This window comes from Paraburkholderia sediminicola (genome assembly GCF_046027355.1).
Taxonomy (GTDB): domain Bacteria; phylum Pseudomonadota; class Gammaproteobacteria; order Burkholderiales; family Burkholderiaceae; genus Paraburkholderia; species Paraburkholderia sediminicola_B.
Window position 1 is genome coordinate 14,317 of record NZ_JAQQEK010000044.1, and the last position, 27,000, is coordinate 41,316.

28 protein-coding genes are annotated in these 27,000 nt (G+C 63.7%); 13 read left to right on the plus strand and 15 right to left on the minus strand.

Annotated features, from left to right (window positions below; all coding sequences use genetic code 11):
- Nucleotides 1–203 precede the first annotated feature (203 nt).
- The 5 genes from hpnD (at nucleotide 204) to PQR42_RS40545 (ending at nucleotide 5,711) form a co-directional block, all read left to right on the plus strand.
- On the plus strand, nucleotides 204–1,052 hold the full coding sequence (gene hpnD, locus PQR42_RS40525) for a presqualene diphosphate synthase HpnD (protein WP_408213644.1): 849 nt from the start codon (nucleotides 204–206) through the stop codon (nucleotides 1,050–1,052).
- A gap of 4 nt (nucleotides 1,053–1,056) precedes the next feature.
- Complete coding sequence (gene hpnE / locus PQR42_RS40530) at nucleotides 1,057–2,325, plus strand: hydroxysqualene dehydroxylase HpnE (RefSeq protein ID WP_408389197.1); 1,269 nt, start codon at nucleotides 1,057–1,059, stop codon at nucleotides 2,323–2,325.
- Complete coding sequence (gene shc, locus PQR42_RS40535; RefSeq protein WP_408389195.1) at nucleotides 2,322–4,352, plus strand: squalene--hopene cyclase; 2,031 nt, start codon at nucleotides 2,322–2,324, stop codon at nucleotides 4,350–4,352. The genes hpnE and shc overlap by 4 nt, the downstream gene beginning before the upstream one ends.
- A 3-nt stretch (nucleotides 4,353–4,355) precedes the next feature.
- The gene (locus tag PQR42_RS40540; RefSeq protein ID WP_408389193.1) at nucleotides 4,356–5,087 is read left to right on the plus strand and encodes a phosphorylase; all 732 of its coding nucleotides are present in this window, start codon (nucleotides 4,356–4,358) and stop codon (nucleotides 5,085–5,087) included.
- 144 nt (nucleotides 5,088–5,231) lie between these two features.
- Entirely contained in the window at nucleotides 5,232–5,711 is a 480-nt protein-coding gene (locus PQR42_RS40545; protein ID WP_408389191.1) for an acyl-CoA thioesterase, read from the plus strand.
- A gap of 130 nt (nucleotides 5,712–5,841) precedes the next feature.
- Here the strand turns inward: PQR42_RS40545 and PQR42_RS40550 are convergent, their stop codons facing one another.
- Nucleotides 5,842–6,870: an MlaA family lipoprotein gene (locus PQR42_RS40550; protein WP_408389189.1), complete on the minus strand. Its 1,029-nt coding sequence runs from the start codon at nucleotides 6,868–6,870 to the stop codon at nucleotides 5,842–5,844.
- A 2-nt stretch (nucleotides 6,871–6,872) separates the two neighbouring features.
- A complete protein-coding gene (gene hpnN / locus PQR42_RS40555) occupies nucleotides 6,873–9,488 on the minus strand; it encodes a hopanoid transporter HpnN (RefSeq protein WP_408389187.1) in 2,616 nt (871 codons plus the stop codon).
- Nucleotides 9,489–9,701: 213 nt separating this feature from the next.
- Between hpnN and PQR42_RS40560 the strand changes: the two genes are divergently transcribed.
- Nucleotides 9,702–10,307 carry an MlaC/ttg2D family ABC transporter substrate-binding protein gene (locus tag PQR42_RS40560; protein WP_408213664.1) on the plus strand — a complete coding sequence of 202 codons (606 nt, stop codon included), beginning with the start codon at nucleotides 9,702–9,704 and terminating at the stop codon, nucleotides 10,305–10,307.
- Between the two features lie 123 nt (nucleotides 10,308–10,430).
- On the opposite strand, the gene hpnH is transcribed toward PQR42_RS40560, so the two are convergent.
- Nucleotides 10,431–11,585, minus strand: coding sequence for an adenosyl-hopene transferase HpnH (gene hpnH / locus PQR42_RS40565; RefSeq protein WP_408213667.1), 1,155 nt, complete (start codon nucleotides 11,583–11,585; stop codon nucleotides 10,431–10,433).
- A 10-nt stretch (nucleotides 11,586–11,595) separates the two neighbouring features.
- The gene (gene ispH, locus PQR42_RS40570; RefSeq protein ID WP_408389185.1) at nucleotides 11,596–12,540 is read right to left on the minus strand and encodes a 4-hydroxy-3-methylbut-2-enyl diphosphate reductase; all 945 of its coding nucleotides are present in this window, start codon (nucleotides 12,538–12,540) and stop codon (nucleotides 11,596–11,598) included.
- A gap of 345 nt (nucleotides 12,541–12,885) precedes the next feature.
- On the opposite strand from ispH, the gene hpnC reads away from it, so the two are divergent.
- Together hpnC and PQR42_RS40580 are read left to right on the plus strand one after the other, a co-directional pair.
- The gene (hpnC, locus tag PQR42_RS40575; RefSeq protein ID WP_408213673.1) at nucleotides 12,886–13,752 is read left to right on the plus strand and encodes a squalene synthase HpnC; all 867 of its coding nucleotides are present in this window, start codon (nucleotides 12,886–12,888) and stop codon (nucleotides 13,750–13,752) included.
- The gene (locus PQR42_RS40580) at nucleotides 13,752–14,924 is read left to right on the plus strand and encodes a glycosyltransferase (RefSeq protein WP_408389183.1); all 1,173 of its coding nucleotides are present in this window, start codon (nucleotides 13,752–13,754) and stop codon (nucleotides 14,922–14,924) included. Before hpnC ends, PQR42_RS40580 begins: the two co-directional genes overlap by 1 nt.
- A gap of 57 nt (nucleotides 14,925–14,981) precedes the next feature.
- On the opposite strand, the gene PQR42_RS40585 is transcribed toward PQR42_RS40580, so the two are convergent.
- Entirely contained in the window at nucleotides 14,982–15,509 is a 528-nt protein-coding gene (locus tag PQR42_RS40585) for a hypothetical protein (RefSeq protein ID WP_408389181.1), read from the minus strand.
- 137 nt (nucleotides 15,510–15,646) lie between these two features.
- Nucleotides 15,647–16,657 (minus strand): hopanoid-associated sugar epimerase, encoded by a 1,011-nt coding sequence (hpnA, locus tag PQR42_RS40590; RefSeq protein WP_408389179.1) that lies wholly within the window; start codon nucleotides 16,655–16,657, stop codon nucleotides 15,647–15,649.
- Nucleotides 16,658–16,870: 213 nt separating this feature from the next.
- Between hpnA and PQR42_RS40595 the strand changes: the two genes are divergently transcribed.
- A complete protein-coding gene (locus tag PQR42_RS40595) occupies nucleotides 16,871–17,164 on the plus strand; it encodes an acylphosphatase (RefSeq protein ID WP_063500556.1) in 294 nt (97 codons plus the stop codon).
- 110 nt (nucleotides 17,165–17,274) lie between these two features.
- Here the strand turns inward: PQR42_RS40595 and egtD are convergent, their stop codons facing one another.
- Nucleotides 17,275–18,255, minus strand: a complete 981-nt coding sequence (gene egtD, locus PQR42_RS40600; RefSeq protein WP_132383341.1) for an L-histidine N(alpha)-methyltransferase — start codon at nucleotides 18,253–18,255, stop codon at nucleotides 17,275–17,277.
- Between the two features lie 593 nt (nucleotides 18,256–18,848).
- On the opposite strand from egtD, the gene rarD reads away from it, so the two are divergent.
- A complete protein-coding gene (rarD, locus tag PQR42_RS40605; RefSeq protein WP_408389177.1) occupies nucleotides 18,849–19,745 on the plus strand; it encodes an EamA family transporter RarD in 897 nt (298 codons plus the stop codon).
- Between the two features lie 50 nt (nucleotides 19,746–19,795).
- Here rarD and PQR42_RS40610 read toward each other — a convergent pair whose 3' ends face one another.
- Nucleotides 19,796–20,335: an Mpo1 family 2-hydroxy fatty acid dioxygenase gene (locus PQR42_RS40610; protein ID WP_408389175.1), complete on the minus strand. Its 540-nt coding sequence runs from the start codon at nucleotides 20,333–20,335 to the stop codon at nucleotides 19,796–19,798.
- 91 nt (nucleotides 20,336–20,426) lie between these two features.
- Between PQR42_RS40610 and PQR42_RS40615 the strand changes: the two genes are divergently transcribed.
- Nucleotides 20,427–21,140 carry a Crp/Fnr family transcriptional regulator gene (locus PQR42_RS40615; protein WP_408389173.1) on the plus strand — a complete coding sequence of 238 codons (714 nt, stop codon included), beginning with the start codon at nucleotides 20,427–20,429 and terminating at the stop codon, nucleotides 21,138–21,140.
- A gap of 34 nt (nucleotides 21,141–21,174) precedes the next feature.
- Here PQR42_RS40615 and PQR42_RS40620 read toward each other — a convergent pair whose 3' ends face one another.
- On the minus strand, nucleotides 21,175–21,399 hold the full coding sequence (locus PQR42_RS40620) for a hypothetical protein (protein WP_408213694.1): 225 nt from the start codon (nucleotides 21,397–21,399) through the stop codon (nucleotides 21,175–21,177).
- A gap of 219 nt (nucleotides 21,400–21,618) precedes the next feature.
- Here PQR42_RS40620 and PQR42_RS40625 point away from each other — a divergent pair, with 219 nt between their 5' ends.
- Nucleotides 21,619–22,230 (plus strand): lytic transglycosylase domain-containing protein, encoded by a 612-nt coding sequence (locus PQR42_RS40625; protein WP_408495389.1) that lies wholly within the window; start codon nucleotides 21,619–21,621, stop codon nucleotides 22,228–22,230.
- A gap of 44 nt (nucleotides 22,231–22,274) precedes the next feature.
- On the opposite strand, the gene PQR42_RS40630 is transcribed toward PQR42_RS40625, so the two are convergent.
- The 6 genes from PQR42_RS40630 to PQR42_RS40655 all read right to left on the minus strand — a co-directional run bounded on the left by PQR42_RS40630 (nucleotide 22,275) and on the right by PQR42_RS40655 (nucleotide 26,167).
- Entirely contained in the window at nucleotides 22,275–23,159 is an 885-nt protein-coding gene (locus PQR42_RS40630; RefSeq protein ID WP_408213699.1) for a 4-hydroxy-tetrahydrodipicolinate synthase family protein, read from the minus strand.
- A gap of 2 nt (nucleotides 23,160–23,161) precedes the next feature.
- Nucleotides 23,162–23,503: a hypothetical protein gene (locus PQR42_RS40635; protein ID WP_408213701.1), complete on the minus strand. Its 342-nt coding sequence runs from the start codon at nucleotides 23,501–23,503 to the stop codon at nucleotides 23,162–23,164.
- Nucleotides 23,504–23,754: 251 nt separating this feature from the next.
- Entirely contained in the window at nucleotides 23,755–24,135 is a 381-nt protein-coding gene (locus tag PQR42_RS40640; RefSeq protein WP_408389169.1) for a hypothetical protein, read from the minus strand.
- Nucleotides 24,136–24,432: 297 nt separating this feature from the next.
- Nucleotides 24,433–24,693 (minus strand): hypothetical protein, encoded by a 261-nt coding sequence (locus tag PQR42_RS40645; protein ID WP_408246399.1) that lies wholly within the window; start codon nucleotides 24,691–24,693, stop codon nucleotides 24,433–24,435.
- The gene (locus tag PQR42_RS40650) at nucleotides 24,686–25,435 is read right to left on the minus strand and encodes a DNA/RNA non-specific endonuclease (protein ID WP_408213708.1); all 750 of its coding nucleotides are present in this window, start codon (nucleotides 25,433–25,435) and stop codon (nucleotides 24,686–24,688) included. Before PQR42_RS40650 ends, PQR42_RS40645 begins: the two co-directional genes overlap by 8 nt.
- 372 nt (nucleotides 25,436–25,807) lie before the next feature.
- Nucleotides 25,808–26,167 carry a DUF3564 domain-containing protein gene (locus tag PQR42_RS40655; RefSeq protein WP_408213711.1) on the minus strand — a complete coding sequence of 120 codons (360 nt, stop codon included), beginning with the start codon at nucleotides 26,165–26,167 and terminating at the stop codon, nucleotides 25,808–25,810.
- Between the two features lie 158 nt (nucleotides 26,168–26,325).
- Here PQR42_RS40655 and PQR42_RS40660 point away from each other — a divergent pair, with 158 nt between their 5' ends.
- On the plus strand, nucleotides 26,326–27,000 hold the full coding sequence (locus PQR42_RS40660; protein WP_408389167.1) for a DUF4410 domain-containing protein: 675 nt from the start codon (nucleotides 26,326–26,328) through the stop codon (nucleotides 26,998–27,000).

The following is a 27,000-nucleotide window of genomic DNA, read 5'->3' on the forward strand; positions in this document are numbered from 1 at the left end:
CGCCCTACCGTCTTCGGGCTTCCTTCCGGCCCCTTATTCGCCGACGAAACTGCGGCATCTCACAAACGTTGATATACTTTTCGCCGTTTCCGGCCTCCCAGCCGGGTGTTTCGCGCGTGTCCCCGCGCGCGTGCCGCCGGCCCTGCGGGCAGGCATAAAACTTCTTGAACGCCTTTCAGCGGGCGCCTCCAGCGGAGATCGTCTTGGCTGTTTCCAATCTTGTCGTGGACGATACAGAAATCGACGCCGCTGCCGCCACATCCGGCAGCTCGTTCTATCTCGCAATGCGCATCCTGCCGGCCGCGCAGCGCGACGCGATGTATCAGGTCTACGCTTTCTGCCGCGCTGTCGACGATATCGCCGACAGCGACATGCCGCGCGCCGAACGCGCCGCCGCGCTCGAGCGCTGGCGTGCCGATATCGACGCGTGCTACGCCGGTGCGCCGCGCGCTTCGCTGCGCGCGCTGACGCGGCACATTCACACGTTTCATCTGCAACGCGAAGATTTTCACGCGATGATCGACGGCATGGCGATGGACGCCGCCGAGGACATCTGCGCACCCGATGAAGACACGCTCGACCTCTATTGCGACCGCGTCGCCAGTGCGGCGGGCCGTCTATCGGTGAGGATATTCGGGATGCAGGAAGAATCCGGCCGTTTGCTCGCGCATCATCTGGGCCGCGCGCTGCAACTCACCAACATCCTGCGCGATATCGACGAAGACGCCGGCATCAACCGCTGCTACCTGCCGCACGAATTGCTGGCGCGCGAAGGCATCGCGGTGACGAGTCCCACGCAGATCGCCGACGACCCGTCGCTGCCGCGCGTGTGCGCCACGCTCGCCGAGCGGGCCAAGGAACACTTCGCCGCCTCCGACGCGATCATGGACCGCGAGCCCCGCAACCACGTGCGCGCGCCGCGCATCATGTCGGGCGTGTATCGCGTGCTGCTCGAACGGACGCTCGAGCGCGGCTTCGACATTCCGCGGACGAAGGTCAGCAAGCCGAAGCTCCGTATGCTGTGGATCGTCGCGCGTTACGCGCTCTTCTGAGCTGATGCAAAAGCTCGTACACGTGGTCGGCGCAGGCCTTGCCGGCCTGGCCGCCGCGGTGCAGTTGCAGCGGCGCGGCGCGCACGTCGTGCTGCATGAAGCGGCTGCCCAGGCGGGCGGGCGTTGCCGTTCGTACTACGACGCCAAGCTGGGCGCGACGCTCGACACCGGCAATCACATGGTGGTGTCGGGCAATGCCGCGACGCTGAATTACACGCGAGCGATCGGCGCCGCCGACGAATTGGTCGGCCCGGCCCAACCCGAGTATCCATTCGTGGATCTGGCCACGCGGGCGCGCTGGACCGTGCGCCTGTCGCCGGGGCACTTGCCGTGGTGGGTCTTCGACCCGAACGCGCGCGTGCCGAACACCGGGCCGGGAGACTACCTGGCGCTCGCGCCGCTGCTGTTCGCCAAACCCGGGCGCAGCGTCGCACAGACCATGCGCTGCAACGGACCGTTGTGGGACCGCCTGCTGCGGCCGCTGTTTCACGCGATGCTGAACGTCGATCCACGCGAAGCATCGGCGGAACTGACGGGCGCCATGGTGCGCGAGGCCCTGCTCGCCGGCGGGCTTGCGTGCCGGCCACTGGTGGCGCGCAACGGCCTCGGCAGCGCGTTCGTCGATCCGGCGCTGCGGCTGCTGCAACATGGCGGCGCGGCGATCCGGCTAGGCTCGCGCCTGGACGGAATCGTCTTCGCCGCCGACAACCGCCGCGTGCAAGCGCTGCATTTCTCCGACGAAAGCGTCACGCTCGACGCGAACCAGGCCGTGATCCTCGCGGTGCCGCCGGAAATCGCGCAAACGCTCGTGCAAGGTTTGCGCGCACCGACGCGCTTCGCGGCGACCGTCAACGTGCATTTCGCGGTTGAGCCGCCGTTTGGCTTGCCCCAGGTTACCGGGCTGCTCAACGGCACGGCCGAGTGGCTGTTCGCCTTCGAAGGCCGCTTGTCGGTGACCGTGAACGGCGCCGAGCGGTTGCTCGACACGCCGCATGAAGCACTTGCGGCCACCGTCTGGGCCGAAGTGGCTCAGGCGGCCAGTTTGCCGGTCGCGCCGATGCCGGCCTGGCAAGTCGTCGTGGAAAAACGCGCGACCTTCGCCGCGCTGCCGGATCAGGAAACGCGGCGGCCCGGCACGCGCACTCGCTGGAATAACTTGATGCTCGCGGGCGACTGGACGGCTACCGGCCTGCCCGCGACGATTGAAGGCGCGATCCGCTCCGGCCAGAAGGCCGCGGATACGTTGCTGAATGAACCGATGGAACGCCGATGAACGATTTATCTCAAGCCCAGCCGCTGGACGCCGTCCTGCCCGATTTCGCCGACGCAGCGCCGAATGCGCCCGCGCCCGCTGTCGTGGCCGAGGCGCCCGCAGCGTCGCTCGACGCCGCGATCACGCGCGCGACCGATGCAATTCTCGCCGCTCAGAAGGCGGACGGCCACTGGGTGTACGAACTCGAAGCCGACGCGACGATTCCCGCCGAATACGTGCTGCTGGTCCACTATCTCGGCGAAACGCCGAACGTGGAGCTGGAACAGAAGATCGCGCGCTATCTGCGCCGCATCCAGTTGCCCGACGGCGGCTGGCCGCTGTTCACCGACGGCGCGCTCGACATCAGCGCCAGCGTGAAGGCGTATTTCGCACTGAAGATGATCGGCGACCCGGCCGACGCCGAGCACATGGTCCGCGCGCGCGAGGCGATTCTCGCCAACGGCGGTGCCGAAACCGTGAACGTCTTCACGCGGATTCTGCTTGCGCTGTTCGGCGTGGTCTCGTGGCGCGCGGTGCCGATGATGCCCGTCGAGATCATGCTGTTGCCGATGTGGTTCCCGTTCCATCTGTCGAAAGTGTCGTACTGGGCGCGTACCGTGATCGTGCCGCTGCTCGTGCTCAATGCGAAGCGGCCGGTGGCGCGCAACCCGCGCCGCGTGCGGATCGACGAGCTGTTCCGCGGCGCGCCGGTCAACACCGGCCCGCGCGATCGGGCGCCGCACCAGCATGCCGGCTGGTTCCGGTTTTTCAGTGGCGTGGACGTGCTGCTGCGCGCCGTCGACGGCCTGTTCCCGAAGGCCACGCGCGAGCGCGCGGTGCGCGAGGCGGTGGCTTTCGTCGATGAACGGCTCAATGGCGAAGACGGCCTCGGCGCGATTTTCCCAGCGATGGCGAACTCGGTGATGATGTACGACGTGCTCGGCTATCCGGCCGATCATCCGAATCGCGCGATTGCTCGTCAGTCGATCGACAAGCTGCTCGTTATCAAGGATGACGAAGCGTATTGCCAGCCGTGTCTGTCGCCGGTTTGGGACACCTCGCTCGCGGCGCACGCGCTGCTCGAAACCGGCGAGGCGCATGCCGAACAGGCCGCCGAACGCGGGCTCGCGTGGCTGCGTCCGCTGCAGATTCTGGACGTGCGCGGCGACTGGATTTCGCGCCGTCCGAATGTGCGGCCGGGCGGTTGGGCGTTCCAGTACAACAACGCGCACTACCCGGACGTCGACGATACGGCGGTGGTCGTCATGGCAATGCAGCGCTCGGCGGCGGTGACGCAATCCGACGTCGATCGCGAAGCGATTGCGCGAGCGCGCGAGTGGGTGGTCGGCATGCAGAGCAGCGATGGCGGCTGGGGCGCGTTCGAGCCGGAAAACACGCAGTACTACCTGAACAACATTCCGTTCTCCGATCACGGCGCCTTGCTCGATCCGCCGACCGCCGACGTCTCGGGCCGCTGTCTGTCAATGCTCGCGCAACTCGGCGAACTGCCGCAGAACAGCGAGCCGGCGCAACGCGCGTTCGCGTACATGCTGAAGGAGCAGGAATCGGACGGCAGCTGGTACGGCCGCTGGGGCCTGAACTACATCTACGGCACGTGGACCGCGCTGTGTTCGCTGAACGCAGCCGGCATGCCGCACGACGACCCGCGTATGAAGCGCGCCGCGCAGTGGCTCCTGTCGATCCAGAACGAAGACGGCGGCTGGGGCGAGGGCGGCGAGAGCTACAAGCTCGACTACCACGGCTACGAGCGCGCGCCGAGCACGGCTTCGCAAACCGCGTGGGCTCTGATGGGCCTGATGGCGGCCGGCGAGGTCAATCACGAAGCGGTCGCGCGCGGCGTCGCGTATCTGCAGCGTGAACAGCGCGAGCACGGCCTGTGGGACGAAACGCGTTTCACCGCAACCGGCTTCCCGCGCGTGTTCTATCTGCGTTATCACGGCTATCGCAAGTTCTTCCCGCTGTGGGCGCTGGCGCGCTTCCGTCATCTGAAGCGCAACGGCCTCACGCGCGTCGCGGTCGGGATATAACGGATGCCGCTTTCCCCCACGCCGTCCGCCGGTGACGGCCGCAGTCCCTTGCCGGTGATCGTGGTGACGGGCATGGCGTTCGAGGCGCGCATCGCCCGTGGCGAAGGCGTCGAGGTCGTCTACGCGGCGCGCGCCGACCTGCTGGAGCGCGCGTTGAGCGCGGCGGTCGCGCGTGGCTGTTCGGGCATCATCAGTTTCGGCACGGCGGGCGGTTTGGCGCCGGACCTGGAGCCGGGCTCGCTAATCGTCGCGGACGCCGTCGAGGGGCCATTTGGGCGCCTCCAGACCGATCGGCCATGGTCCGACAGGCTCGCGGCCGCGCTGGCGGCCGGGCCGCTCTCCGCGCGTTTGCGGCGCGGTCTCATGGCGGCAGTCACCGCGCCTCTGGTGACGGCGGGCGACAAGGACGTGCTGCATCGCTCGAACGGCGCTTTGGCGGTGGATATGGAATCGCACATTGCCGGCGCGAAGGCCGCCGCGCATGGGGTTCCGTTTGCCGTGTGCCGCGCGATCGTCGATCCGGCGTGGCGCACGCTGCCTTCCGCGGCGACCGCCGGCCTGCGCGACGACGGTAGCACGGCGCTTGGGCCGATTCTGCGGGAATTGATACGGCAGCCGTCGCAACTCGGCGCGCTGATCCAGGTTGCCGTCGACGCCCGGGCCGCGCGCCTCTCACTGGTCCAAGCACGGCGCGCGATGGGCGAGGCCGGGGCATTGCGTATGGCCTTCGCCTGAAGCGCGCGCAACAGCGATCTTTCCCTTTTATTCAGCAGTTATTGAAATACTAGGGAAAACCCTTATATTTGGTACAATGCCAGTGTTAACCCTAGGTCGTGCCACCAGGCGCACGGCCCAGGCGCCTCGAACACGGAGTACCAAATGAATTTTCACACCAGAAAGTGGGTCAAGCCCGAAGATCTGAACCCCAACGGCACGCTGTTCGGCGGCAGCCTTCTGCGCTGGATCGATGAAGAAGCCGCGATCTATGCCATCTGCCAGATGGACAATCAGCGGGTCGTGACCAAGTTCATGTCCGAGATCAATTTCGTCAGCTCGGCACGGCAGGGCGACATCATCGAACTTGGCATGACCGCGACGCATTTCGGCCGCACCTCGATCACGCTGCGCTGTGAAGTGCGTAACAAGATCACGCGTAAAAGCATCCTGACCGTCGATAAGATGGTGTTCGTCAATCTCGACGAGCACGGCGAGCCGGCGCCTCACGGGCGCACGCGGATTCGTTACGCGGATGAGGCGTTTGCCCGCTATCGCGACGATGCGCGGCCGGTGCCGCAAGGCGCGGTTGCGGTTGAAGAAGAGCGGGGTGCGTCGCGCGCTGAGGTGGATAGCCTGCATTGAGCCGGTTGATTGGCTCTAACCCAGGCTGCGGCGCGTTGCACGCCGAAGTTGCAGTTCGTCCTGTCTTGGCCAGCGTCTAGCTCGGCTTTACCGGGCGCCCGTTCTGGGCGCCCTGTCTGAATCTCAATACTTATTGCGTCACCGGTGCTGAGGCCGGCTGTGTGCTGTCGGCTGGCGCTGCGGAAGGCGTCGGTGCGGGCGGCGCCGGTGTGGCAGTGCCTGAAGCGCCGTCGGGTGCCGTAGCCGGCGCGGCCGGCGTCGAGCCCGCTGCGCCGCTCGCGGGCGTTTCCCCCGGATCGGTGTAGTTGGGCACGCCTGCTGGCGCGCCAGTGGGGGCGCCCGAGGCCGCATTCGGCGCTTCCGCGGCGTCGCCCGGGTCCGCGTAGTTCGGCAGAGCGCCTGCCGCCGGCGCGCCCGCTGCGGGCGCCGACGAGGCGCCGGAATCACCCTGATCGTCATAGTTCGGCAGCGGCGCGGCGTTGTCGCCGGTGCCGCGCAGACGCGCACGGCGTTGCTGCGTATAGGCGTCGCGCACGAACGAGTACTTGTCCAGCGCGGCCTGTTGCAGCAGATCCGACGCGCCAAGCAGGTCGGAGCGCACGCTCACGAACTGCAGCACGTACAGCGGATTGCGCACCGCCGGCTCCATGTAGTTCAGCGGGTTGAACTTCACGTCGACGATAAGACCCATGCTGTCACGCACCGTGCTCGGGCCGAACAGCGGCAGGACGAGGTACGGGCCCGACGGAATGCCCCAGTGACCCAGCGTCAGGCCGAAATCCTGATGGTGCTTGGGCAGCCCGGCCGGCGTCGCCCAATCGAGCAGGCCGCCCAGACCGAAGGTCGAATTGAACGCGAAACGGACGAAGTCCTCGGTTGCGTCGGTGATCTTCAACTGCAGCAGCGCATTCGCGGCGTTGGTCAGATCGCCCAGATTCGAGAAGAAGTTGCTCACGGCGGTGCGCAACGGTTGCGGCGTCACCTTCTGGTAACCCTTCGCCACCGGAACGGCGACGTAGCGGTCCAACCCGTCGTTGAAATTGAACACGGCCCGGTTCACCGGTTCGAACGGGTCGCCGGGTTTGCGGTCGGGGCCGGTGGCGCAGCCGGAAATCAAACCGACGGCGACGAGTGCCAGCGCGCTGTTACGCAGCTTCATGCTTATATTCCTTTTTGCTTCGCGCGACGTGAGCGCGGCTTGCCCATCAACACGGGTTGAAACACCACTGCGCCGATCAGTGTGCAGAACAGCGAGAGCGCCAGCAAGCGCCCCATGCTGGACGTCCCCGGATGGTGCGACAGCCAGAGGCTGCCGAACGCCGTCGCCGTGGTCGCCGCGCTGAACAGCACAGCGTGCGTCAGGCTCGACTGCAGGAGGCCAGTCTGACCGTGGCGCCACGCCATCACGAAGTAGATCTTGAACGCTACGCCGACGCCGAGCATCAGCGGCAAAGCGATGATATTCGCAAAGTTCAGCGGCATGCCGAATACCACGCACAACTCGAGCGTCACGAGCGCCGACACTAGCAGCGGAACCAGCGTGCGCAGCATGTCGCCGATGCGCCGCAGCGCGATCCACAGCAGGATCGCAATCGACACGAGCGCGTAGCCGGCGGCCTGCAGGAACGCCTTGATGATGGTGTCGGCCGAATGCAGGATCGAAATCGGCCCGCCGATCGCGCCCGGCTCCGCCTTCTTCACCGCGTGCGCGAAGTGCGCGAGCATGACGTCGTCGTTCGGATCGGTGCCGGGTTTCACCTTCGGCGAAATGTCGACGAGGGCGCGGCCGTCTTTCGAGACCCAGCCCTTGGAGATTTCCTTGGGCAGATTCTCGCGGGTGATCTCGGTGGGTTGCAAGAGGTTGGCCAACTGCTTCAGCGCAATGCGCAGCGTGTCCGACATCGCGGTTTCGGCGCGATCGCGCGTGGCGGCATCGGCGGCGGCTAACTTCTGCAATGTGGCGGACAGATGCTTGGCTTCGGCGGCGCCCGGGCCCGGGTGATCGTCGGCGGCGAGCGAGAGCTGGTTCGACGCGCGCTTGAGCGCGGCGACGCGCACCGCATCCGTCGCCTGTTGCGCGGGCTGTTGCTGCAACGCGGGCAGTAGCTGCTGCGCGGCGCTCGCGATCAGCATCAGCTTTTGCTGCTGGTCGGCGGGAACGAAGGTGTCGAGCGTGTTGACGCGGCCTACTTCCGGCAACGCGCGCAGACGCGCGGCCATGCGGTCGGCGTCGGCGAGCGACGGTGCCAGCACGTGCACGTTGTTGACCGCCGCTTCCGGCGAATCCTTCAGCGACAACAGCGTCGCCATCGACTCCGTGTGCGGATCCTTCAGATGAAGCGGGTTGAAGTCGAAGCGCAAATGTGTGAGCAACGGCGTGGCGCCGATCACGACGATGAGCGTGCAGATCAGCACCGGCTTGCGATGATGATCGAGGAAATCGTCGACGGGTGCGAGTTGCTTGAAGCCAGGCGAACCGGCTTCGCCGGGCGGCCTGAAGATCTTCAGCAGGGCCGGCAGCAGCGTCATGTTGGTGAGGTACGCGACGAACATGCCGACGCCCGCGATCTCGCCCAACTCGGACACGCCGCGGTAAGCCGTCGGCAGGAACGAGAAGAAGCTCAGCGCGACCGCGACCGCGGCGAGCGTGAGCGGCACGCCGATGCTGTGCGACGTATGCATGAGGGCCGCGGAAAGACGGTTGTCGCGATTGCGCTCCTCACGATACTTGACGCCGAACTGCACGCCGAAATCGACCCCGAGCCCGACGAACAGCACCATGAAGGCGACCGAAATCATGTTGAGCGCACCCACCAGCATCAGGCCGAGCGCCGCGGTGATCGCGAGCCCGACGAACAGCGTGATGAACACGGCGGCGATCATGCGGCCCGAGCGCAGGGCCAGCCACAAAATGATCAGCACGACGATGAAGGTGCCGATGCCGTTGAGCACCGCGCCGTCCTTGACCGACGCGAACTCTTCGTCCGCGAGTGGCTGTTCGCCTGTCAGACGGACGGTGGCGCCGTAGCGCGAGTCGAGGTGCAGCGCGGCGGCGGTGTCGCGGATCGACTTCGAGGCCGTCGCGCCCGGCTCCAGCGCGTCGTAGTTCACGACCGGCTGCACGATGACGAAGGCGCGCGCCGGCTCGGCGGCCGCGCTCTTGTCGACCAACGCACGCCACGAGAACGCCGCCGGCTGGCCGGCCAGCACGCGGTCGAGCGTGGTCGCGCTTTGCGACAGCAGATGGCTCATGTCGCCGAGCTTCACCTGGCCGAGTTGAAGTGGCAGCAACAGACTCGTGGTCAGCGTGCCGGCAAGACCGGTCAAGCTCGGATCGTGCGCGAGGGCGTTGACGAGCGGCCGCGACTGGACGAGCTGCGAGGTGGTCGACATGACTTCGTCGGCCGACGGGAACAGCAGGCCGTTGTGTTCGAAGAACGGACCGCCGGCCGGCTGCGAAACCGCTACGAACTCCTTCGGATCGGCCTTGAGTGCCGTGGTCAGGGCTTGCGCGGCGGCGTCGGCGAATTCCGGCGCGCGCGCTTCGACGACCACCAGCACGGTTTGACCGCGATCCGGAAAAGCCTGGTCCATGGCATTTTCGAGCGACGACCATTGCTTGTCGGTCTCGACGAGACGGCTGATGTCCGTGTTGATCTTGAAGTTATAGGCAACGTAGAAACCGCTCAAGACGGCGAGCACGAGCGACAGCGCGACGATCCTCATCGGATGACGCACTGAATAGGCGACGAGACGGACAATAGATGACTTCAGCATGTAGGCGAACGTGGCCTTATCACGGTTGTTGTTTTTGACGAAAGTGCACAAGTATACAGAGCCGGAGCGCTCAGTCTCCGGTTCGGTAGCAAGTGCGGCTCCCGCCGACGCTCTTCGGGGCGGGAACGCAATCTCGGTATACTGGTCTATCCTGCTGTCGCCGCGTGCTTGCAAGCCCGGCGGCGCTTACTTCTTTCAGGTTCTGTCGAGCGTATGAAACGTTATCTGTCTGCTTTTCTGGCTGCGGCCGTGGTGTCCACCGCGGCATATGCGCAAAGCGCGCCCGACGCGGTGGTAAAAAGTGCTGTCGAGGGCACGGTGGCCGCGATGAAGGCTGACCCGCAGGCGCGCGGCGGCGACATGGCGAAGATCACCCAACTTGTGGAGTCGCGCTTCCTGCCGGCCACCGACTTTCAGCGCACCACGCGGATCGCGGTCGGCAAGGCCTGGGCTACCGCGACACCCGACCAGCAAAAGCAACTGTACGAGCAGTTTACGCTGCTGCTCACGCGCACTTATGCGGCCTCGCTGTCGCAACTGCGTGACCAGGACGTGAAGTTCAAGTTCTTGCCGGTCAACGTTCCGGCCGGCGCCAAAGACGTTGTCGTGCAGTCGCACGTGCTGAGCAATGGCGGCGATGATGCGATCGACTATCGCATGACCAAAGGTGCCGCCGGCTGGAAGGTTTACGACATCAACATGATGGGCGCCTGGCTGATCCAGGTGTATCAGACGCAATTCGCCGATCAGATTTCCAAAGGCGGCATCGACGGGTTGATCAAGTTTTTGACCGCTCACAATGCGCGCGGCGCGGGGTAACGGTTGATGGCCTCGTCTCGTGAGGCATGACACCTGAGACATAAAAAAAGCGCGGTGGCTCGATGGCCACCGCGCTTTTTTGTATTCACCACAAGGGGCGGTGCGAAACCGCCCCTATACCGCTTAGTGTGCTGCCGTCGCCGTCTGCACTTTCTTGCCCTTGCCCGACACCTTGATCTCTTCCAGCTTGATCTCGACGTGGCGGGAGAAGACGTATTCGGCGGGACGTTGCTTGTCCAAGGGGATATCCTTGGTGAACGCGCCCGACGTCTTCGGACCACGCAAGCTGACCTTCAGGGCCTTCAGCGGATGCGCCACCGTATCCATCACGGCGGTCGCTTCGAAGCCGCAGTGCACCATGCAGTCGGCGCACTTCTCGTAGTTACCCGTGCCGTATTTTTCCCACTGCGTGGTTTCCATCAGTTCCTTGAAGGTCTTCACGTAACCTTCGCCGACCAGATAGCACGGCTTTTGCCAGCCGAACACGGTACGCGCCGGGTTGCCCCACGGCGTGCATTCGTACGTCTGATTGCCGGCCAGGAAGTCGAGGAACATGCCCGACTGGCTGAACGACCAGTTCTTGCCATTGTTGCCGCGCTTGAAAATCTCGCGGAACAGTTGCTTGGTCTTGTCGCGGTTCAGGAAGTGCTGCTGATCCGGCGCGCGCTCGTACGCATAACCCGGCGAGACGGTGATGCCGTCCACGCCCATCGGGCCCAGCGTGTCGAAGAACGCGGCGACGCGTTCCGGCACGGCGTCGTTGAACAGCGTGCAGTTGATGTTCACGCGGAAACCGCGGCGCTTCGCTTCCTTGATGGCGGCGACAGCCTTGTCGTACACGCCTTCCTGCGACACCGAGTGATCGTGCGCCTGCTGATCGCCGTCCAGGTGAACCGACCAGACGAAGTAAGGATTCGGCTCGTAGTCGTCCATCTTCTTTTCCATCAGCAGCGCGTTCGTGCACAGGTACACGAACTTCTTGCGCGCGATGATGCCCTTCACGATCTGCGGCATTTCCTTGTGCAGCAACGGCTCGCCGCCTGCGATCGACACCACCGGCGCGCCGCATTCGTCCACGGCGCCGAGGCATTCTTCCAGCGACAGACGCTGATTCAGGATGGGATCCGGATAGTCGATCTTGCCGCAGCCATTGCAGGCGAGATTGCAGCGGAACAGCGGCTCCAGCATCAAGGCGAGCGGGTAGCGTTTGTTCCCGGACATATGCTGACGCATGATGTATGCGCCGACCCGGACTTTCTGTAGCAGCGGAATAGACAAGACGTCCTCCTTAAACTTCGCGTGCAGCGAGTGGTTGCATCAGCTTCGATGGCAACTTGAATTCGACCTTTTCTTCACGGCCCGCCATCGTCGTGACATCGACAGGCCCCAATGCGCTCAGCGCATCGATTACGTTCTTGACCATCTCTTCCGGCGCCGAAGCGCCGGCTGTGATGCCGACCGTTTGCACGTTCGCAAACCATTCCGGCTTCACTTCCGAACCGTCGGCGACGAGATAACTCGCCACGCCGCTTTCGCTGCCGATCTCGCGCAGCCGGTTCGAGTTCGAACTATTGGTTGCGCCCACCACCAGCAGCACGTCGACCTGTTTGCTCAACTCGCGCACCGCCGCCTGGCGGTTTTGCGTGGCATAGCAGATGTCGCGCGTATCCGGACCGACGATGTCGGTGAAGCGGCGCATCAGCGCGTCGATAATGCCACGCGTGTCGTCCACCGACAGCGTGGTCTGCGTGACATAAGCGAGCGGCGTGTCGAGCGGCAGGTCCAGATGCGCGACCTCGGCCTCGCTCTGCACCAGCAGCACCTTGCCTGGAATCTGGCCGATCGTGCCTTCCACTTCCGGATGCCCCGCGTGGCCGATCAGAATCAGCGTGCGGCCGGCGCCGACGTACTGGCGGCCCTGCACGTGCACTTTGGTGACCAGCGGGCAGGTCGCGTCGAGCACGTCGAGACCCCGCGCTTGCGCGTCGCGCTCGACGGTCTGAGCGACACCATGCGCGCTGAAAATCGCTACGGCGCCTTGCGGCACTTCATCGAGTTCCTCGACGAAGCGCGCGCCTTTCTGGCGCAGGTTGTCGACCACGTGGCGATTGTGAACAATCTCGTGGCGGACATACACGGGTGCGCCGTGTTGCTGTAACGCGCGATCGACGATCTCGATTGCACGAACAACACCCGCACAAAAGCCGCGGGGTTGAGCAAGGATGACTCGCATAAGTTGGCGAACTCCGACTGACGCGGGTTTCGAAGAAGTCGGTAAATATGACTTTATCGCCGCGATCATCTAATTTAGTTGACGTCTTGAGCCCCGGCGACGTGCCGGTACAGCAAAACCAAACGCGCATTCTAACGCTATCAGGCCGGCTTTGCTTTGGCGGCGCCCGGCGGGTGTTGGGCAGACGCCGCAGCAGCGGATCGATGCCCGGCGCCGCAAGCAGGCGATCGCGGCAACGTGATGTGGCAATCATTACACGCTGCAGCGGTTTGACGGAACCCTTAAACTACGTAGTCCCGCGGCGCGGTGGCGCCCGCATTACAAAAGGGTTTCGAGGCTCGCTGGATGGACGTCGATCAATACGAAAATTTTCCGGTCGCGAGCATGTTGCTGCCAAAGGCGCTGCGTGCGCCTATCGGCATTATCTATCAGGTTGTCCGCACGGCGGGCGACATTGCCGACGAAGGCGATTGGAGCGCAACCGAGCGGCACGCCCGTCTCGCCGACTTCCGTGCCGGCCTCGACGCGGTAGCGGAGCGCCGCGCGGCGCCGGTCCATCCGCTCCTGTTCGGCAAGCTCGCCGGCGTGGTCGCACAGTATAAACTGCCGCTCGCGCCGTTCTACGATCTGCTCCACGCGTGCGGCCAGGACATCGACACGAGTCGTTACGCCGACCGCGCCGCGCTGCTCGACTATTGCCGCCACTCGGCCAACCCGCTCGGGCATCTGATGTTGCATCTGATCGGCGCGGCCACGCCGGAGAATCTCGCCGACGCCGACGCGATCTGCACGGCGTCCCAGTTGATCAGCTTCTGGCTGGACGTCTCCGCCGATTGGAAAAAGGACCGCGTGTACCTGCCGCTCGCCGATATGCGGCGCTTCAACGTGACCGAGGCGCACATCGCCCACGGTGTCGCCGATGAAGACTGGCGGGCGCTCATGGCGCACGAGGTGGCGTTCGTCCGCGAGACACTGGTGCGTGGCGCGCCGCTCGCGTTGCGTATTCCAGGGCGGCTCGGCATCGAGTTGTGCGGCGCCGTTCACGGCGGCCTGCGCTTCCTCGAACGGATCGAGAAGGCGGGCTATGACGTGTTTCACGAGCGGCCGGTGCTCAATACGTTTGACTGGTGCGTCGTCGCGGCCCGCACCGTGGTGATGTGGCTGTCGCGGCGCGTCGGCGTGCAAGCGCGTTCAATCGAGGGTAATGCTTAATGGCGGTGGTTCTGTTTCTTCTTTCGTGTCTCTCCTTGCTGATCTGGTGCGTGTTGCTGTTCGCGCGCGGCGGTTTCTGGCGCGCGCGTCCTGTCGCGCCGCTGACCATCGAGCCGCGCGCAACGTGGCCGGCGGTGGCCGCCGTGGTGCCGGCCCGCAATGAAGTCGATGTGATCGCCGAGGCGGTCACCACGCTGCTTCAGCAGGACTACGAGGGCGAATTCCACGTGATCGTCGTCGACGACCACAGCACCGACGGCACCGCCGCCGCCGCTCGCGCCGCCGCGTTGCAGTTGCAATGTCCGGACCGTCTGACCGTGCTGAGTGCGAAGCCGCTGCCGCCCGGCTGGTCCGGCAAGGTGTGGGCGCAGTCGCAAGGTATCGAGGCCGTGCGCACGCTCGGCTTGTCCACGGACTTCCTTCTGCTGACCGACGCCGACATCGGCCATCCCACCGACGCGGTCGCGCAACTCGTCGCGCGTGCGGAGGCGGAACAGCGCGATCTCGTCTCGCTGATGGTGCGTCTGCGCTGCGATTCGTTCTGGGAAAAGGCGCTGATTCCGGCCTTCGTGTTCTTCTTTGCCAAGCTGTACCCGTTCTCGTGGGTCAACAACCCGCGCAATCGCACGGCGGCGGCCGCTGGCGGTTGCATGCTGGTGCGTCGTAGCGCGTTGGAAGAAGCGGGCGGTATCGAGTCGATCCGCGCCGAGCTGATCGACGACTGCAGCCTCGCCGCGCGCATCAAGCATCGCGGCACGGGGCGTCATCCGATCCGGCTGGATGTGGCGGCGCGCAGCGTGTCGCTGCGTCCGTACGATAGCTGGCGTGAGATCTGGAACATGATCGCGCGCACGGCATTCACGCAGTTGCACTACTCGCCGCTGCTGCTGGCGGGCACGCTGGCCGGCATGGCGATCATTTACCTGATGCCGCCGGTGGCCGCTCTGGTGCTCGGTCCGACGGGCTGGCCGGCGTGGCTTGCGTGGGCGGCCATGTGCTGCGCTTATGCGCCGATGCTCAGCTATTACCGCCGCTCGCCGTTGTGGGCGCCGTTTCTGCCGCTGGTCGCGTTGTTCTATGTTGGCGCGACGTTTGCGTCGGCGGTGCGCTATTGGCGCGGCAAGGGCGGACAGTGGAAGGCGCGGGTTCAGGCGCCGGTGCAGGAACGCTGAAGCAGCGGCCAGTAATCGCAGTGAAATAGAAAAGCGGCGCTCTTGGGCGCCGCTTTTTTATTTGGTGAGCATCATGTAGAGCTGGATCACCATGTCGGGCGAGAACGTGAACGGTACCCAGCCATGGCCCGTGTGGCGCATGACCAGCAAACGGTCGCCATTCGACTGTTTCTGTACGGCCATGACCGGATTCTTCGTGGACACGAAGCGCCAGCCCGGTGGAATGCCCGGCGGCGGTTCCGGCGTCATCGACGCGCGGGCGTTCGACAGCTCTTCGATCAATTGGCCGATCTGCTCCGCGCGCAGCGCGACGGTCTGGCCGCCGATCGTCATGGTGATCTCGTTCTGCGCGGGACGATTGATTTCGAGCGTAGGCTGAAGCTTCGGAGCCGCCGCCTCGTCTTCGACGACGGCCGCCTCGGTCTCAGCCGCATTGGATTCGGCCGCGACCTGATCCGCCGACGCTTGCGGCGCGGCGTTCTCTGCGGGTGTCTCGGGGATGTTTTCGGCCTGCGGGGCCACGACAGCCTGAATGAGCTGATCGACGCCCATTTCCAGTGCGCCGAGCTGTTCGTGAAGATTCATGCGAGGTTTCTCTGGTAAGACCCACGATTTTACCTGCTGCGCGTAGGCTTTTACCTTTCGCTAACACAGTGACGTTGTAACAAAATGCTTGCGGCCGCACCAGACTGCTTGGCACGGGCCGCGTGACTAGCGTTGCTTCAGGGCTTCAAATAGCTCGCTTGCCGGAACCAGTCGAGCGCGTCGCTCAAGCCCTCGCGATAGGGCCGCGCGCGATAGCCGAGTTCGCGCTCCGCTTTCGCCGACGTGAAATACATCTTGTTCTTCGACATTTTCAAGCCGTCGACGGTGACGAACGGTTCGCGTTTCGTGATCTTGGCAACTGCTTCAGCGCCCATGGCCAGCGGATAGAGCGGCCAGCGCGGCAAGCTCAGCGTCGGCGCCTTGCGGCCGGTCAGTGCCGCGATATCCGCGAGCATCTGTTGAAGCGGCAGATTTTCGCCGCCGAGAATATAGCGCTCGCCGATCTTGCCGCGTTCGAGCGCGAGGAAATGGCCGGCCGCGACGTCGTCAACGTGCACGAGATTCAGGCCCGTGTCGACGAATGCCGGAATCTTGCCGAGCGCCGCTTCCACGATGATGCGTCCGGTCGGCGTCGGCTTGACGTCGCGCGGACCGATAGGCGTGGACGGATTGACGATCACCGCAGGCAGGCCGTCTTCGGCGATCATCCGCTCCACCGCGCGCTCGGCCAGCACCTTGCTGCGCTTGTACACGCCGATCGCCTGGTCGGCTTTGAGCGGCGAGGTTTCGTCGGCGGACTGGCCGGAACTGGTCACTTTCAGCGTGGCCACGCTGCTCGTGTAGACGATGCGCTCCACGCCTTCCTTCAGCGCCGCGCGCATGGTCGCCTCGGTGCCTTCGAGGTTCGAGCGCTCGATCTCGCTCGGGTCCGGCGCCCACAGCCGATAGTCGGCGGCCACGTGCAGCAGATAGCGCACACCGCGCAGTGCGTTGCGCATCGACGCTTCGTCGCGCATATCGCCGATCACAATTTCCGCGTCCAGCGACTCGACGTTCTGACGCGGACTGGTGGCGCGCACCAGCACGCGCACCTTGAAACCCTTCTGTTGCGCGATGCGCGCCACCGACGAGCCGACGAAGCCGGAGGCACCGGTCACGAGCACGAGATCGCGATTCTGTTCGGTCATTCTGTTTCCATTCCCCGCATGACAGTCGACGGATTGTACGTGGCGCGCGCGCCGTGTGTCGTGTGGGTGGTTTCCAGGAGACGCGGTTGAACGCACGCTTTGCCGAGCAAGCTCGCCGCGACGCGACTAGAATGCCGGCTTGAAAGATTTTGCGTTGCATGGGACCAGAGTAAGCGCTAAAGCGCTAACTCTGATCGACAAGGAGATGACGGCATGGCCCCGGATCTGGATCAGCGGATCGAAACGTATTACGTGCGCGTGCGCGGCACCGTGCAGGGCGTCGGCTTTCGCCACGCGACCGTGCGGCAGGCGCACGCGCTCGGTATCAAGGGATGGGTGGCGAATCTCGACGACGGTTCCGTCGAAGCCATGTTGCAAGGCTCGGCCAACCAGGTCGACCGCATGCTGTCGTGGCTGCGTCACGGGCCGCCAGCGGCGCGCGTGACCGAGGTGACCGGCGAAGAGCGCGCCACCGAAAAGCGCTACGAACGTTTCGAACAGCACTGAGCGGCTGCACGCAAAACAGGCAAAAACAAAAGGCGGCGCGCCATCTTGCGCGATGACGCGCCGCCTTGCCGTGTTTGCGTGGCCGTGCTTCAGTCAGCGGCCGAGCGCGCTCATCGTGCCACCAGCAGACTCTCCGCAAAGCCCCATTCGTCTTCGATCCATTGATGGCTGCACACGAAGCCGGCGTCGTCCGCGATCGCGGGCATTTCTTCCGCGCGATATTTGTGGCTGCTCTCGGTCCAGATCGTTTCGCCCGCCTTCAGCGACACCGTCAATTGCGCCGCGCCCACGCGCGCGGTGATATCGCGCTTCGCCCGCAGATGCATTTCGATGCTGCGCGCGTCCGGATTGAAGCGCGCGACGTGTTCGAACGCCTCGAGCGGAAAGTCGCCGTCGAGTTCGCGATTGATGCGCGCGAGCAGGTTCAGATTGAACGACGCGGTCACGCCGATCGAGTCGTCGTAAGCGGCCACCAACACCGGCGTCGGCTTGATCAGGTCCGTGCCGAGCAGCAATGCGTCGCCGGGAGCGAGCATGTTGCGGATATCGCGCAGGAAACGTGTCGCCGCGAGTCTGCCGAAATTACCGATCGTACTGCCAAGGAACAGTACGAGTAACCGCTCGTCTGCCGCGCGCTGCTTGCTCACTTCAGCGAGACCAGCCAGGTAATCGCGTTCATAACCAACGATCGAAATGCGCTCGATGTCGCCGAGTTCGCGCCTGCACAACTGCAACGCACTGCGCGAAATTTCAATTGGGCAGTAAGAAGTGGGGCGCTTTTTACACAGCGCTTCCAGAATGCGCCGTGTTTTACGGCCGCTGCCGCTGCCGAGTTCGGCGACGGTCACGTCGTGCGGCAGATGCGCGACGATATCCGCGGCGTGCCTGGTAAGCAGGCGTTCCTCGGCGCGCGTCACGCCGTATTCCGGCAACACGGTGATCACTTCGAACAGCGCGGAGCCCACTTCGTCATACAGATACTTCGACGGCAGCTCTTTCTGCGGCGTATGGGTGAGGCCTGCGCGAACGTCGGCGGCAAAGGCGGAGCGTAGGTCGGGCGATGCGTCGTGCGATAGGGCTGGCTGGGTCATGCTGGCTCCAGTAGTCACATTCGATGAGCGGGATTGCTGCCGGGCGGCGGCGCGCGTGATGAAATGCAGTTGATGCGTGCCGCGGAGAAGAAGGGCGGGCTCGGTCCGTAGGACTGCCATCGCCGGCCCGGCTCATGGATGCTGCACATGCTGTCCCCGAAGGGGACTTCCTGCAGGGCGTTGCGAACGGTGATGCAAACAGCGTCGCAAGACTAAGTAGCAAGATTCGCGCTTGAGCCGCTCGGCGCGAGATGATGTGCGACGTTGCCGACGAAAAGCCCGGCGTTGTTGGCCGCACGTGAAGTTATGTTCTAGTCCATCGACGCGCGATGCGCACGGAATAATTTCAGGTTGCCGACGAAACCGCGCGAAACTTACGCGAATCCGCGAACGGATAACCCGTCTAGAATGCCGCCTTTGCGTCACGCATCGAAGACAAAAAAACGCAGTGCCGGATACGCACTGCCCGCTTGTGAGACCTCACTTCCAATGACAACAACGAACGCCGCGCGATTGAATGCTGCGCTACAAACATATCGGCCCGCACACGTGCCTGTCTTGCACGTCGCAGCGGCTGCCCAACGGGGCGCTCGATGAACCAGTATGACCCAAAGCGCGGGATCGCGTTGTCGGTCTGCGCATCGGCGATGTTTGCTTTACTGTCCGCTTACGCCACGCTGCTCGCGCCGCTGAGCGGCCTCGATATCTTCGCGTGGCGCATCGTCTGGACTGTGCCGGGCGCGCTGCTGCTAGTGGCGTTGCGAAAGCGCCTGCCGATTCTCCGGCAACTTCTTTACCGCATGGTGACCGAGCCGAAGCTCGGCGCGGCGATGATCGTGAGCGCGGCCTTGCTCGGCGCGCAACTGTGGGTGTTTCTGTGGGCGCCGCTGCATGGCCGGATGCTCGACGTTTCCCTCGGCTATTTCCTGCTGCCGCTGGCGATGGTGCTCGTCGGGCGCTTCTACTACCACGAGCGTCTCGACGGTTTGCAGTGGTTGGCCGTTGCGTGCGCGGCCACGGGCGTCGCACACGAACTGTGGATCACGGGCGCGTTTTCGTGGCCGACCTTGCTGGTCGTGCTTGGTTATCCGCCATATTTCGTGTTGCGCCGCAAAATCAATCACGACTCGCTCGCTATGTTTACCGTGGAGATGGGGCTGCTGCTGCCGCCGGCAATCGTGTTCGTGATCGGCGGCGGCTCGCTGGCGATGATCTCCGGCCGTCTGGACATGTGGTGTCTATTGCTGCCAGGCCTCGGCGCACTGAGCACCATTGCGCTGGCTTCCTATCTCAAGGCGAGCCGGTTGTTGCCGGTCGCGTTGTTCGGCATTCTCGGCTATGTCGAGCCGGTGCTGCTGGTGCTGATCTCGATCACGCTGCTCGGCGAAACGCTGAGCGCCGCGCAGTTGGCGACCTACGTCCCCATCTGGATCGCGGTCGCATTGACGACATTGCATAGCGTGCGCCTCGTTCGTTTCGCGCCGAACTGACTTGGGTTGATCCGCATCGAGCATGCAGCCGATGAATCCGGCGGCGCGCTTCAGCGATGTGCCGCTGTACTGTCCGCATTGATCCGCGTGGGACCGACTTGCGCTTCGATGGCTTCGCGCAGCGCGGGACGCCAGCCGAAGCCGAACAACGCTTCGGCTAGCACGAATAGCGGTCCGATCAGCAGGCCGATCACATCGTCGACAAAAGCGGGCTTGCGATGTTCGTAGGCAACGTGTCCGATGAACTGAAACACCCAGCCGACCAGAAAGAGCCCGACGCCGATCACGAGCCACATCAACGTGGATTGCGTGGCTGTCCAGTGGCCGAACGCGACGCAGAGTGCGGACACGAACGCCATCATCACGCCAAGCGGCACGTCGAGCACGAGGTAATACAGCGTTGCCGCGACGAATAACACCCACGCCGGCGATAGCGTCAGCGGCCACGCGCCGACAGCGAAAGCCGGCCGGCTCAACAACACCGCCAACGCCAGCACGATCATCGGAATGCCGATGAAGTGCGTGGCGATATTGCGCCGGTCCCGATGGTAGGCCGCGTATTGCGTAAGCTGTTGCGTCAGCGTTCTCATGGATGCCGCTCCTCCTTCAAAGTCAGCATAATCGCGGGCAGCGGAATTTGAAACCATCGGGTAGCCGACAATCGGGCGGGAGTGCGGTTCTATGACTGCGAGTTTTCCATCGAATGAGCTTGCCGCGTTGCTTGGGCGCAGTGCGTGGTTTCGCTCGGCGCCTGCTGCCATGCAGGCGCAGTTGACCGAAGCGGGGCGCGTCGAACGTCTCGCCGCCGGTCAGCGGCTCTTCACGCGCGGCGATTCCGACGACGGCCTCTATTGCGTGCTTGACGGCCTGGTGAGAATCGGCGCGGCCAGTTCGGCAGGCAAGGAGGCGTTGCTTGCCGTCATCGAGCCGGTGAACTGGTTCGGCGAGATCGCGCTGTTCGACAACCGGCCGCGAACCCACGACGCGTATGCCGAACGCGATTCCAAGCTGTTTCATGTGCCGCGCGCCGCACTCGCCGCGCTGCTCGAACGCACGCCCGCTTATTGGCATCTGTTCGGTTTGCTGTTGACGCAAAAGCTGCGTCTTGCTTTCGACGCGATCGAAGAAGCCGCGTTGCTGCCCGCCGCGCAGCGCGTGGCGCGCCGCCTGTTATTGATGGCAGGCGGCTACGGCGAGCCCGGCGCATTGCGGCGCGTGCTGAAAGTCCCGCAAGAAGATCTCGCGATGATGCTGGCGCTATCCCGGCAAACGATCAATCAGGTGCTGAAGCAGTTCGAAACACAAGGCGCGCTGAAGCTCGGCTATGCGGAAATCGAAATCACCGATGTGCGGAAACTTGGCGCGTTGGCGGAGTTGACTCCCGCTGCGGGTTGATTGCTGTGCTTTTGCTTTTTACCCTTTGCCTTGCTCACGAGAAGAATGCAAACGGCAGCGTGGCGGCCAGATAGACCGCAATGCCCATCGACGGCAAGCCCAACGCAATGGCGATGGCCGCGACGGCGCTGCTCGCGACGGTCAACGCAAGCGTGCGCTGACGAGCCGTTTTCCGCCCGGCAAGCGATGCGCGCTGGGGCGTGTCGCTGGTGTCATCTAGCGATACGGCGGCGTGCTGGTGGGTGTTCAGACTGGACATGGTGACTTTCCGATGATCGATCATCGAAGTCTGACATTCCTGCCATATCGAACAGCTCAATAACGCATCGCCCGGCGCAAAAGAGATGTATACGGCCGCGCCAATCCACTACACGGCGCTGAAATTTTTATAAGCATTTTACGGCGCGCCCCTGTTTCTTTTGCGATTCGCTACATCCAGCCCGGTAAGGTCGAGACACCCCGGTCAGGAAGCGAAAATATGCATGGAAATAGCGTTCTGGATGGTGTTCCAGTACAACGAAAAGCCGGCCGCTATCCGGCATCCGGCTTGACGATCATGCTTGCAGCGATCTTCGTCTCATGCGCCACCGCCGCGCATGCCGATGACGCTCAGCCGGTCGCACAAGCACCCATCGTCGCGAGCGAGACGACTTCAGAAACCAGCTTGCCGGCTCTCAGCGATATCACCGCCGTGCTGCGCGCGCAATTTCGCGTGGCGCCGATGGAATCGCTGAAGATCGCGCGCGCCGTGCTGATCGAATCCGATCGCCACGCCATCTCGCCGGTCTTGCTGCTTGCGGTGATGGCGGTCGAATCGAGCTTCGATCGCCACGCGGTTAGCGTCGTGGGCGCGCGAGGGCTCATGCAAATCCTGCCCGCCGCGCATCCGCAATTGATCGTGGGCGCAACCGATCTGTCCGATCCGGCAATCAATGTGCGAATCGGCTCGACCATTCTGCGCCGCTATCTCGACGAGAGCGGCGGCGATCTCGATGCCGCTTTGCTTCGCTACAGCGGCGGCGGGCACGGCTATGCGCACCGTGTCGCGCTGAATATGCAGCGTTTCGACGCAAGCTTGCGCCGCGAATGAAGTACTCATTCGCGGCGCAGTGAGGAGAGATTGAACAGGATTCGCTAGTTCATCACGCCGGCAAACTCGGCACGCAAATCCTGCAACCTGTCGCGCGCGGTGCTCAGACGCTCGACGAGTTGCGCCGAAGCACGCGAGATCGGCATACGTGTTTCGTCGCTGAGCGAATGATCGAAGGCCAGCATCGCTTTGATAGCGGACGGATTCGGCGCGGCGAACAGGAGCCGCAAGACTGGCAGCAAGCTGGCGAACAGATTGCGCGCATCCACTTCGCGTTCAGCCCCGAGCAAGTCCTGGTACGCGACCAGCAGATCCGCGCAGACGTGCGCGCTGGCCAGAATGCCGCCTGTTCCGCCGTGATGCAGACAATCGTCCAGGGCTTCGTCCGTGCCGCACAGGACGTTGATCGGCAGGGCGCTCAACTTGTCGAAGTGCTCCTTCACGCACTCCTTGATCGCGACGATGTTGCCGCACTCGATGAGTCGCGCGACCGTATCCGGGGCGATCGTCACGCCGGTTCGGTGCGGCACGTCATACAGGACGATGGGACGCTCGGTCGCGAGCGCGGCCTGCTCGAAGTGCCACTGCACGCCGGCCTGATCCGGACACACGTATGACGGCGCGGAGACCAGATAGCCCGCGCACTCCCAACGCTCATAGCGCTGAATATCGCGCAGCACGTCGCGTGTATTCGATCCGCCGACGCCGATCAGCATCGGCAGACGGGAGCCGGTCACTTCGGTCAGCGCCTGCAATACGGTGAGGCGCTCGGCTTCCTGTAACAAGGCGGCTTCGCCCGTCGTGCTCAACGCGACAATGCCGCTGATCTCCGTGCGCAAGTAGTATTCCGCGAGGCGCTGCAATGAGTCGATATCGACTTCGCCGTTACGCAGCGGCGTAACGATGGGCAACCAGATGCCTGAGAACATGATTAGCGCGCCTTTGCGGCCGCGCTGCGGCGCTTCAATGGCCCGATCATCGCGGCGGGAAGTGTCGTGATCAGCGTGTGCAGCGTGAAGTCGAGGTCGTCGGGGGCAATGTCGAGTTGCACGCGGATTTCCTGGCGGACCGCTTCCGTGGCGACGACATAAACACCGAGAGGAGAATGAAGCAGGACGCGAAGCTGGGTGCCGGGAAGTTCGTGCGATCGGTGCGGCAGGGTTACCTGCAAGCGGACGCGCGTCGCGGGAAAGGGAATGACGTTGTTGCGTTGAACGTGCGGCTCGTTGAGCGGCTGAGTGGCGAAACTGTCGATTGATTGTGTGAGAGCCATGTGATGCGGCGTTCGTCGACGCCATGGTTGATCAAGACAGCTTCAGATTAGACGTCTGCGGGTAAACGCGGTGCAAAAATTGGGGTGTTCGTTGGAAAAATCATACGGCTCCCTTAACGTGCAAGTGCTCGACGCGATCCGGAACGCGCATGAAAAAAGGCGAGTCATATGACTCGCCCTCCCTGAACGGCACAGTTCGGCTTCGATTACCTACACATGCCTGGCCGCTGCGTGCCGAAACCGATCACGTGTTATTGCGTTTTCGTCGTGTCGGTCTTTGCGCCGTCGGCTTTTACCGGGGCATTGCTGGCCTCTTTCGCGCTCTCCGTCTTGGTCTTGGCGGCGCTCGTTTCAGCCGCGGCCTTCTTGGTGGTCTTATGGGCTTTTGCCGTGTGATGAGCGGAAGTCTTCTTCACTTGCGCTTTGGTCGCGGCTTTGGCCGGCGCTTTCGTTGCCGCGGTGCCTTCGTCCGTGGCGCCCGTTTGCACGGCGGTGCTCGCCTTCAGGTTCGCCTGGCCGGCGGGCTGCGTTTGCGTGGGCTGCGCGGATTGCGTGGTGGACGGTGCGGCCGTTTGAGCGAAAGCGGTCGACACGAGCAGAGCGGAAGCGAGAGCGGCGAAAAGCGTCTTCATGGTTTAACTCCTGGTTTAACCGGTTGATTCTTGTGTCGCGGCTGAAATGTTTCAGCGCTGCCGGTTTAACGTTGGCGGGAAGACAGGAGTTGACGACGTTGTGGTGACAAAACGTAACCGCTGAAACATATTGGGGATCCCGAAGCAGTTTCAGCTACGCGGCCCACGGCCACGTGAACGGTGCCGGATACGACGAATGCGCGAGCAGCGGTGATTGCGAAACGTGAGACCGCGTGCGAAAGGCGAAGGCGGCGAAAAGTTTTTCGCGCCTCCGCATGACTGCGCTACGTTAGCGCGTCATTGAAACGGGTTCTGGACGACGCCCGGCTTCGCATCCGGTTCATCCTTCACCTTCGCGGGCAAATTGCTCTGCGCCTGCAAGCTGGCCACGATCGCATCCACCGCTTCCTTGAGTGCCAGCGCCGCCTTCAATCCGCGCTGATCCTGCGTCAGTTCCAGCGTGCCATTCAGCACGATGCGCGTGGTGCCGTTACTCACGGTCAACGCATCGCCCTGAATGTTGAGCACGTCGTCGTCGTTCGAATAGGGTTTAAACACCTTTCAGTCCTCCCGGTCGCTGATCTTTGAGGTTCTCCGGAATGCCCGGAAAACGAATGCCCGATGCTGCTTCGAGTTCGTGAATCGTCTTGATGTCGTAACGGTTGGTCGAGACATTGTCCACCACAACGGCGAACGCCATCTTCCGCGAAGGCACATAGACCACCTTGAACAACTGCGTCGGCACGAACACGCGCGTCGGTCCGATGGTCTGCAACTGCTGGCCGTTGAAGATCGGGCCGGTGACCACATAGGTATCGTCGTACGACACAGCGATCTTGCGCACCGACGTCTCGATGCGTGCCCACAGACGCTGGTTGTTCTCGCGGTTCTGCGGCACGACGTTGGCCAGCGAGAACGACTGTGCCATCGCCTCCTGATTCCAGCGATTGCCCGCCGGACTCATATGGCCGCGATCGAATCCGCTGCGCTTATAGTCCGCGAGTGTGGCGCCTTCGCCGTCCGGCAAGCGCGCGTCTTCGAAGAACTTGTTGGTGCGCACCATGTCTTTAGCGGCTTCGATATGGTCGCGCGTCAGATGCTCGGCGGACCACAGCGGGCCGTGCGTGATGCCCGAATGCAAAACCGCGAAATCGCTATAGCAAAGCATGCGCGTTTTCGGGGCCATCTTCTGATTGCTCAGAACCGGCCATTGCGCGTTCGGTGTGAATTGGGTGCAGGAAGGCGCTGCGCTGGCGTGAGCGGCAACGGCGAACAACAGACAGGCAAACCACTTCTTCATGTGTCAGTCAGTCGAGGGATGGGGGCGCAAGTATAGCGTTGCGAGCCCATCTCGCGCGACGTGAAATGCAGGGAAAACACCGGAGAGAAAACGGATGCGCGCGTTGAGCGCTGTCATGAAAACGATGCCGGCGCGTGGCGCGCACGGAGACGTCCACCTCTCGCCGCACCAAAAAAACGGGCCGCCTTGCAGCGACCCTAATGCGTGGATTTCCAACTTTACGCACGCAAACTTAAGGCGGCCTTAAATGCGCAAGAGACGAAAGTGGCAAGCGAAGAAAGGGCGCACGCACGCACGTACGAATTTACCCACGCGCGAGCGAAGCGCCGCTCGCGCACGGAAATTTCGACCGATAAAAATCAGTGCTGAAACCTAATTGTCGAACACGCTGTGTTCGGCGCGGACCTGTTGGCGGTCCACTGCTTGCAGACGCCAGAAACCGCTGGTCGTCGCGCGCGTCGGCAGGGCGGTCCATGCCGCGGCGCCTTGTGCGGCGCTCACGCGCTGCTTGCGGTCCACGTGCAATCCGCGCAGCGTGCACAGCGGCGCGTCCGTGCTGGGCGCACAGAGCGTCGTCACGCCGTTATCGTCGTGTAACTCGCCCCAGGGGGGCAGATCGATCCCTTGATGTGCTTCTCTCGACCACCGGTGTTCGTCGGTGTCGAGCCATAGCACAGCGTAGTCATGGCTGACGGTGGGATCGGAACCGTTGATGAGGATGGTCAGTCGCATGGCGGGTTCCGTACAAAGTGCGAAGTTGGCTTTACCAGTCTACGCCGCAAAGCGTGTTATGCAAGGCAAAACGTATGACGATCGGCACGAAAAAACGGACGCCCGATGCATACGGTTGTACGATAGCCGCGTCCTGTTGACGTTCGCGGAGGCACGCCATGCTGCATCGATTTGTGCAATGCGCGGTGATGGCAGGATGCCTGAGCACGGTGGCCGCCGTCAGCGCCGCGGCGGACAGCGCACCGTTCACCGCGCCGGTGCCGATCGTCTATGTAACCGACTTCGATCTGGACGTCGCGAACGTGACGCCGGACAGCGGACCCGGCCAACGCGTGCGCCGCCTGCGCGGTTTGCTCCCGAGCGGACCGGGACCAATGGGACAGGACAAGAATCCGCAGGACCACGCCAAACACATCGTGGACGAAATGGCGGACGCGCTGACGGACGATCTGAAAAAGGCTGGCGTCGATGCGCGCCGCAGTGCGCCGGGTCAGCCGTTGCCGACTGTCGGTTGGCAAGTGCGCGGCGTGTTTCTGAGCGTCGACGACGGCAATCGCCTCAGGCGCGCCATGGTGGGATTCGGCGCGGGCCAGAACGACATCCAGGTGGCGGTGTCGTGCGACAGCCTCGGGGCGCCTGATCTGCCGCCGCTGTATCAGGCCGTCGACGAAGCCGACAGCAAGGGCATGCCGGGCGCGGCCATCAAACTGAATCCTTACGTGATCGCCGCCAAGTTCGTGATGGCGAGCGGCGACGAGAAGAAGACGATCAAGAAGACGGCTCAGCAGATTTCAGATGCGGTGATCGCCAAGCTGCATGGCGCGGCGCAGTAG

Coding starts and splice junctions, on each gene's coding strand:
- rarD (WP_408389177.1), top strand. CDS start 18,849: ATGAACCAGTATGACCCAAAGCGCGGGATCGCGTTGTCGGTCTGCGCA.
- PQR42_RS40545 (WP_408389191.1), top strand. CDS start 5,232: ATGAATTTTCACACCAGAAAGTGGGTCAAGCCCGAAGATCTGAACCCC.
- PQR42_RS40595 (WP_063500556.1), top strand. CDS start 16,871: ATGGCCCCGGATCTGGATCAGCGGATCGAAACGTATTACGTGCGCGTG.
- PQR42_RS40650 (WP_408213708.1), bottom strand. CDS start 25,435: ATGAAGAAGTGGTTTGCCTGTCTGTTGTTCGCCGTTGCCGCTCACGCC.
- shc (WP_408389195.1), top strand. CDS start 2,322: ATGAACGATTTATCTCAAGCCCAGCCGCTGGACGCCGTCCTGCCCGAT.
- PQR42_RS40655 (WP_408213711.1), bottom strand. CDS start 26,167: ATGCGACTGACCATCCTCATCAACGGTTCCGATCCCACCGTCAGCCAT.
- egtD (WP_132383341.1), bottom strand. CDS start 18,255: ATGACCCAGCCAGCCCTATCGCACGACGCATCGCCCGACCTACGCTCC.
- PQR42_RS40660 (WP_408389167.1), top strand. CDS start 26,326: ATGCTGCATCGATTTGTGCAATGCGCGGTGATGGCAGGATGCCTGAGC.
- PQR42_RS40550 (WP_408389189.1), bottom strand. CDS start 6,870: ATGAAGCTGCGTAACAGCGCGCTGGCACTCGTCGCCGTCGGTTTGATT.
- PQR42_RS40540 (WP_408389193.1), top strand. CDS start 4,356: ATGCCGCTTTCCCCCACGCCGTCCGCCGGTGACGGCCGCAGTCCCTTG.
- PQR42_RS40560 (WP_408213664.1), top strand. CDS start 9,702: ATGAAACGTTATCTGTCTGCTTTTCTGGCTGCGGCCGTGGTGTCCACC.
- PQR42_RS40640 (WP_408389169.1), bottom strand. CDS start 24,135: ATGAAGACGCTTTTCGCCGCTCTCGCTTCCGCTCTGCTCGTGTCGACC.
- hpnC (WP_408213673.1), top strand. CDS start 12,886: ATGGACGTCGATCAATACGAAAATTTTCCGGTCGCGAGCATGTTGCTG.
- hpnE (WP_408389197.1), top strand. CDS start 1,057: ATGCAAAAGCTCGTACACGTGGTCGGCGCAGGCCTTGCCGGCCTGGCC.
- hpnN (WP_408389187.1), bottom strand. CDS start 9,488: ATGCTGAAGTCATCTATTGTCCGTCTCGTCGCCTATTCAGTGCGTCAT.
- PQR42_RS40610 (WP_408389175.1), bottom strand. CDS start 20,335: ATGAGAACGCTGACGCAACAGCTTACGCAATACGCGGCCTACCATCGG.
- PQR42_RS40625 (WP_408495389.1), top strand. CDS start 21,619: ATGCATGGAAATAGCGTTCTGGATGGTGTTCCAGTACAACGAAAAGCC.
- PQR42_RS40630 (WP_408213699.1), bottom strand. CDS start 23,159: ATGTTCTCAGGCATCTGGTTGCCCATCGTTACGCCGCTGCGTAACGGC.
- ispH (WP_408389185.1), bottom strand. CDS start 12,540: ATGCGAGTCATCCTTGCTCAACCCCGCGGCTTTTGTGCGGGTGTTGTT.
- PQR42_RS40635 (WP_408213701.1), bottom strand. CDS start 23,503: ATGGCTCTCACACAATCAATCGACAGTTTCGCCACTCAGCCGCTCAAC.
- PQR42_RS40580 (WP_408389183.1), top strand. CDS start 13,752: ATGGCGGTGGTTCTGTTTCTTCTTTCGTGTCTCTCCTTGCTGATCTGG.
- hpnA (WP_408389179.1), bottom strand. CDS start 16,657: ATGACCGAACAGAATCGCGATCTCGTGCTCGTGACCGGTGCCTCCGGC.
- PQR42_RS40620 (WP_408213694.1), bottom strand. CDS start 21,399: ATGTCCAGTCTGAACACCCACCAGCACGCCGCCGTATCGCTAGATGAC.
- PQR42_RS40585 (WP_408389181.1), bottom strand. CDS start 15,509: ATGAATCTTCACGAACAGCTCGGCGCACTGGAAATGGGCGTCGATCAG.
- PQR42_RS40615 (WP_408389173.1), top strand. CDS start 20,427: ATGACTGCGAGTTTTCCATCGAATGAGCTTGCCGCGTTGCTTGGGCGC.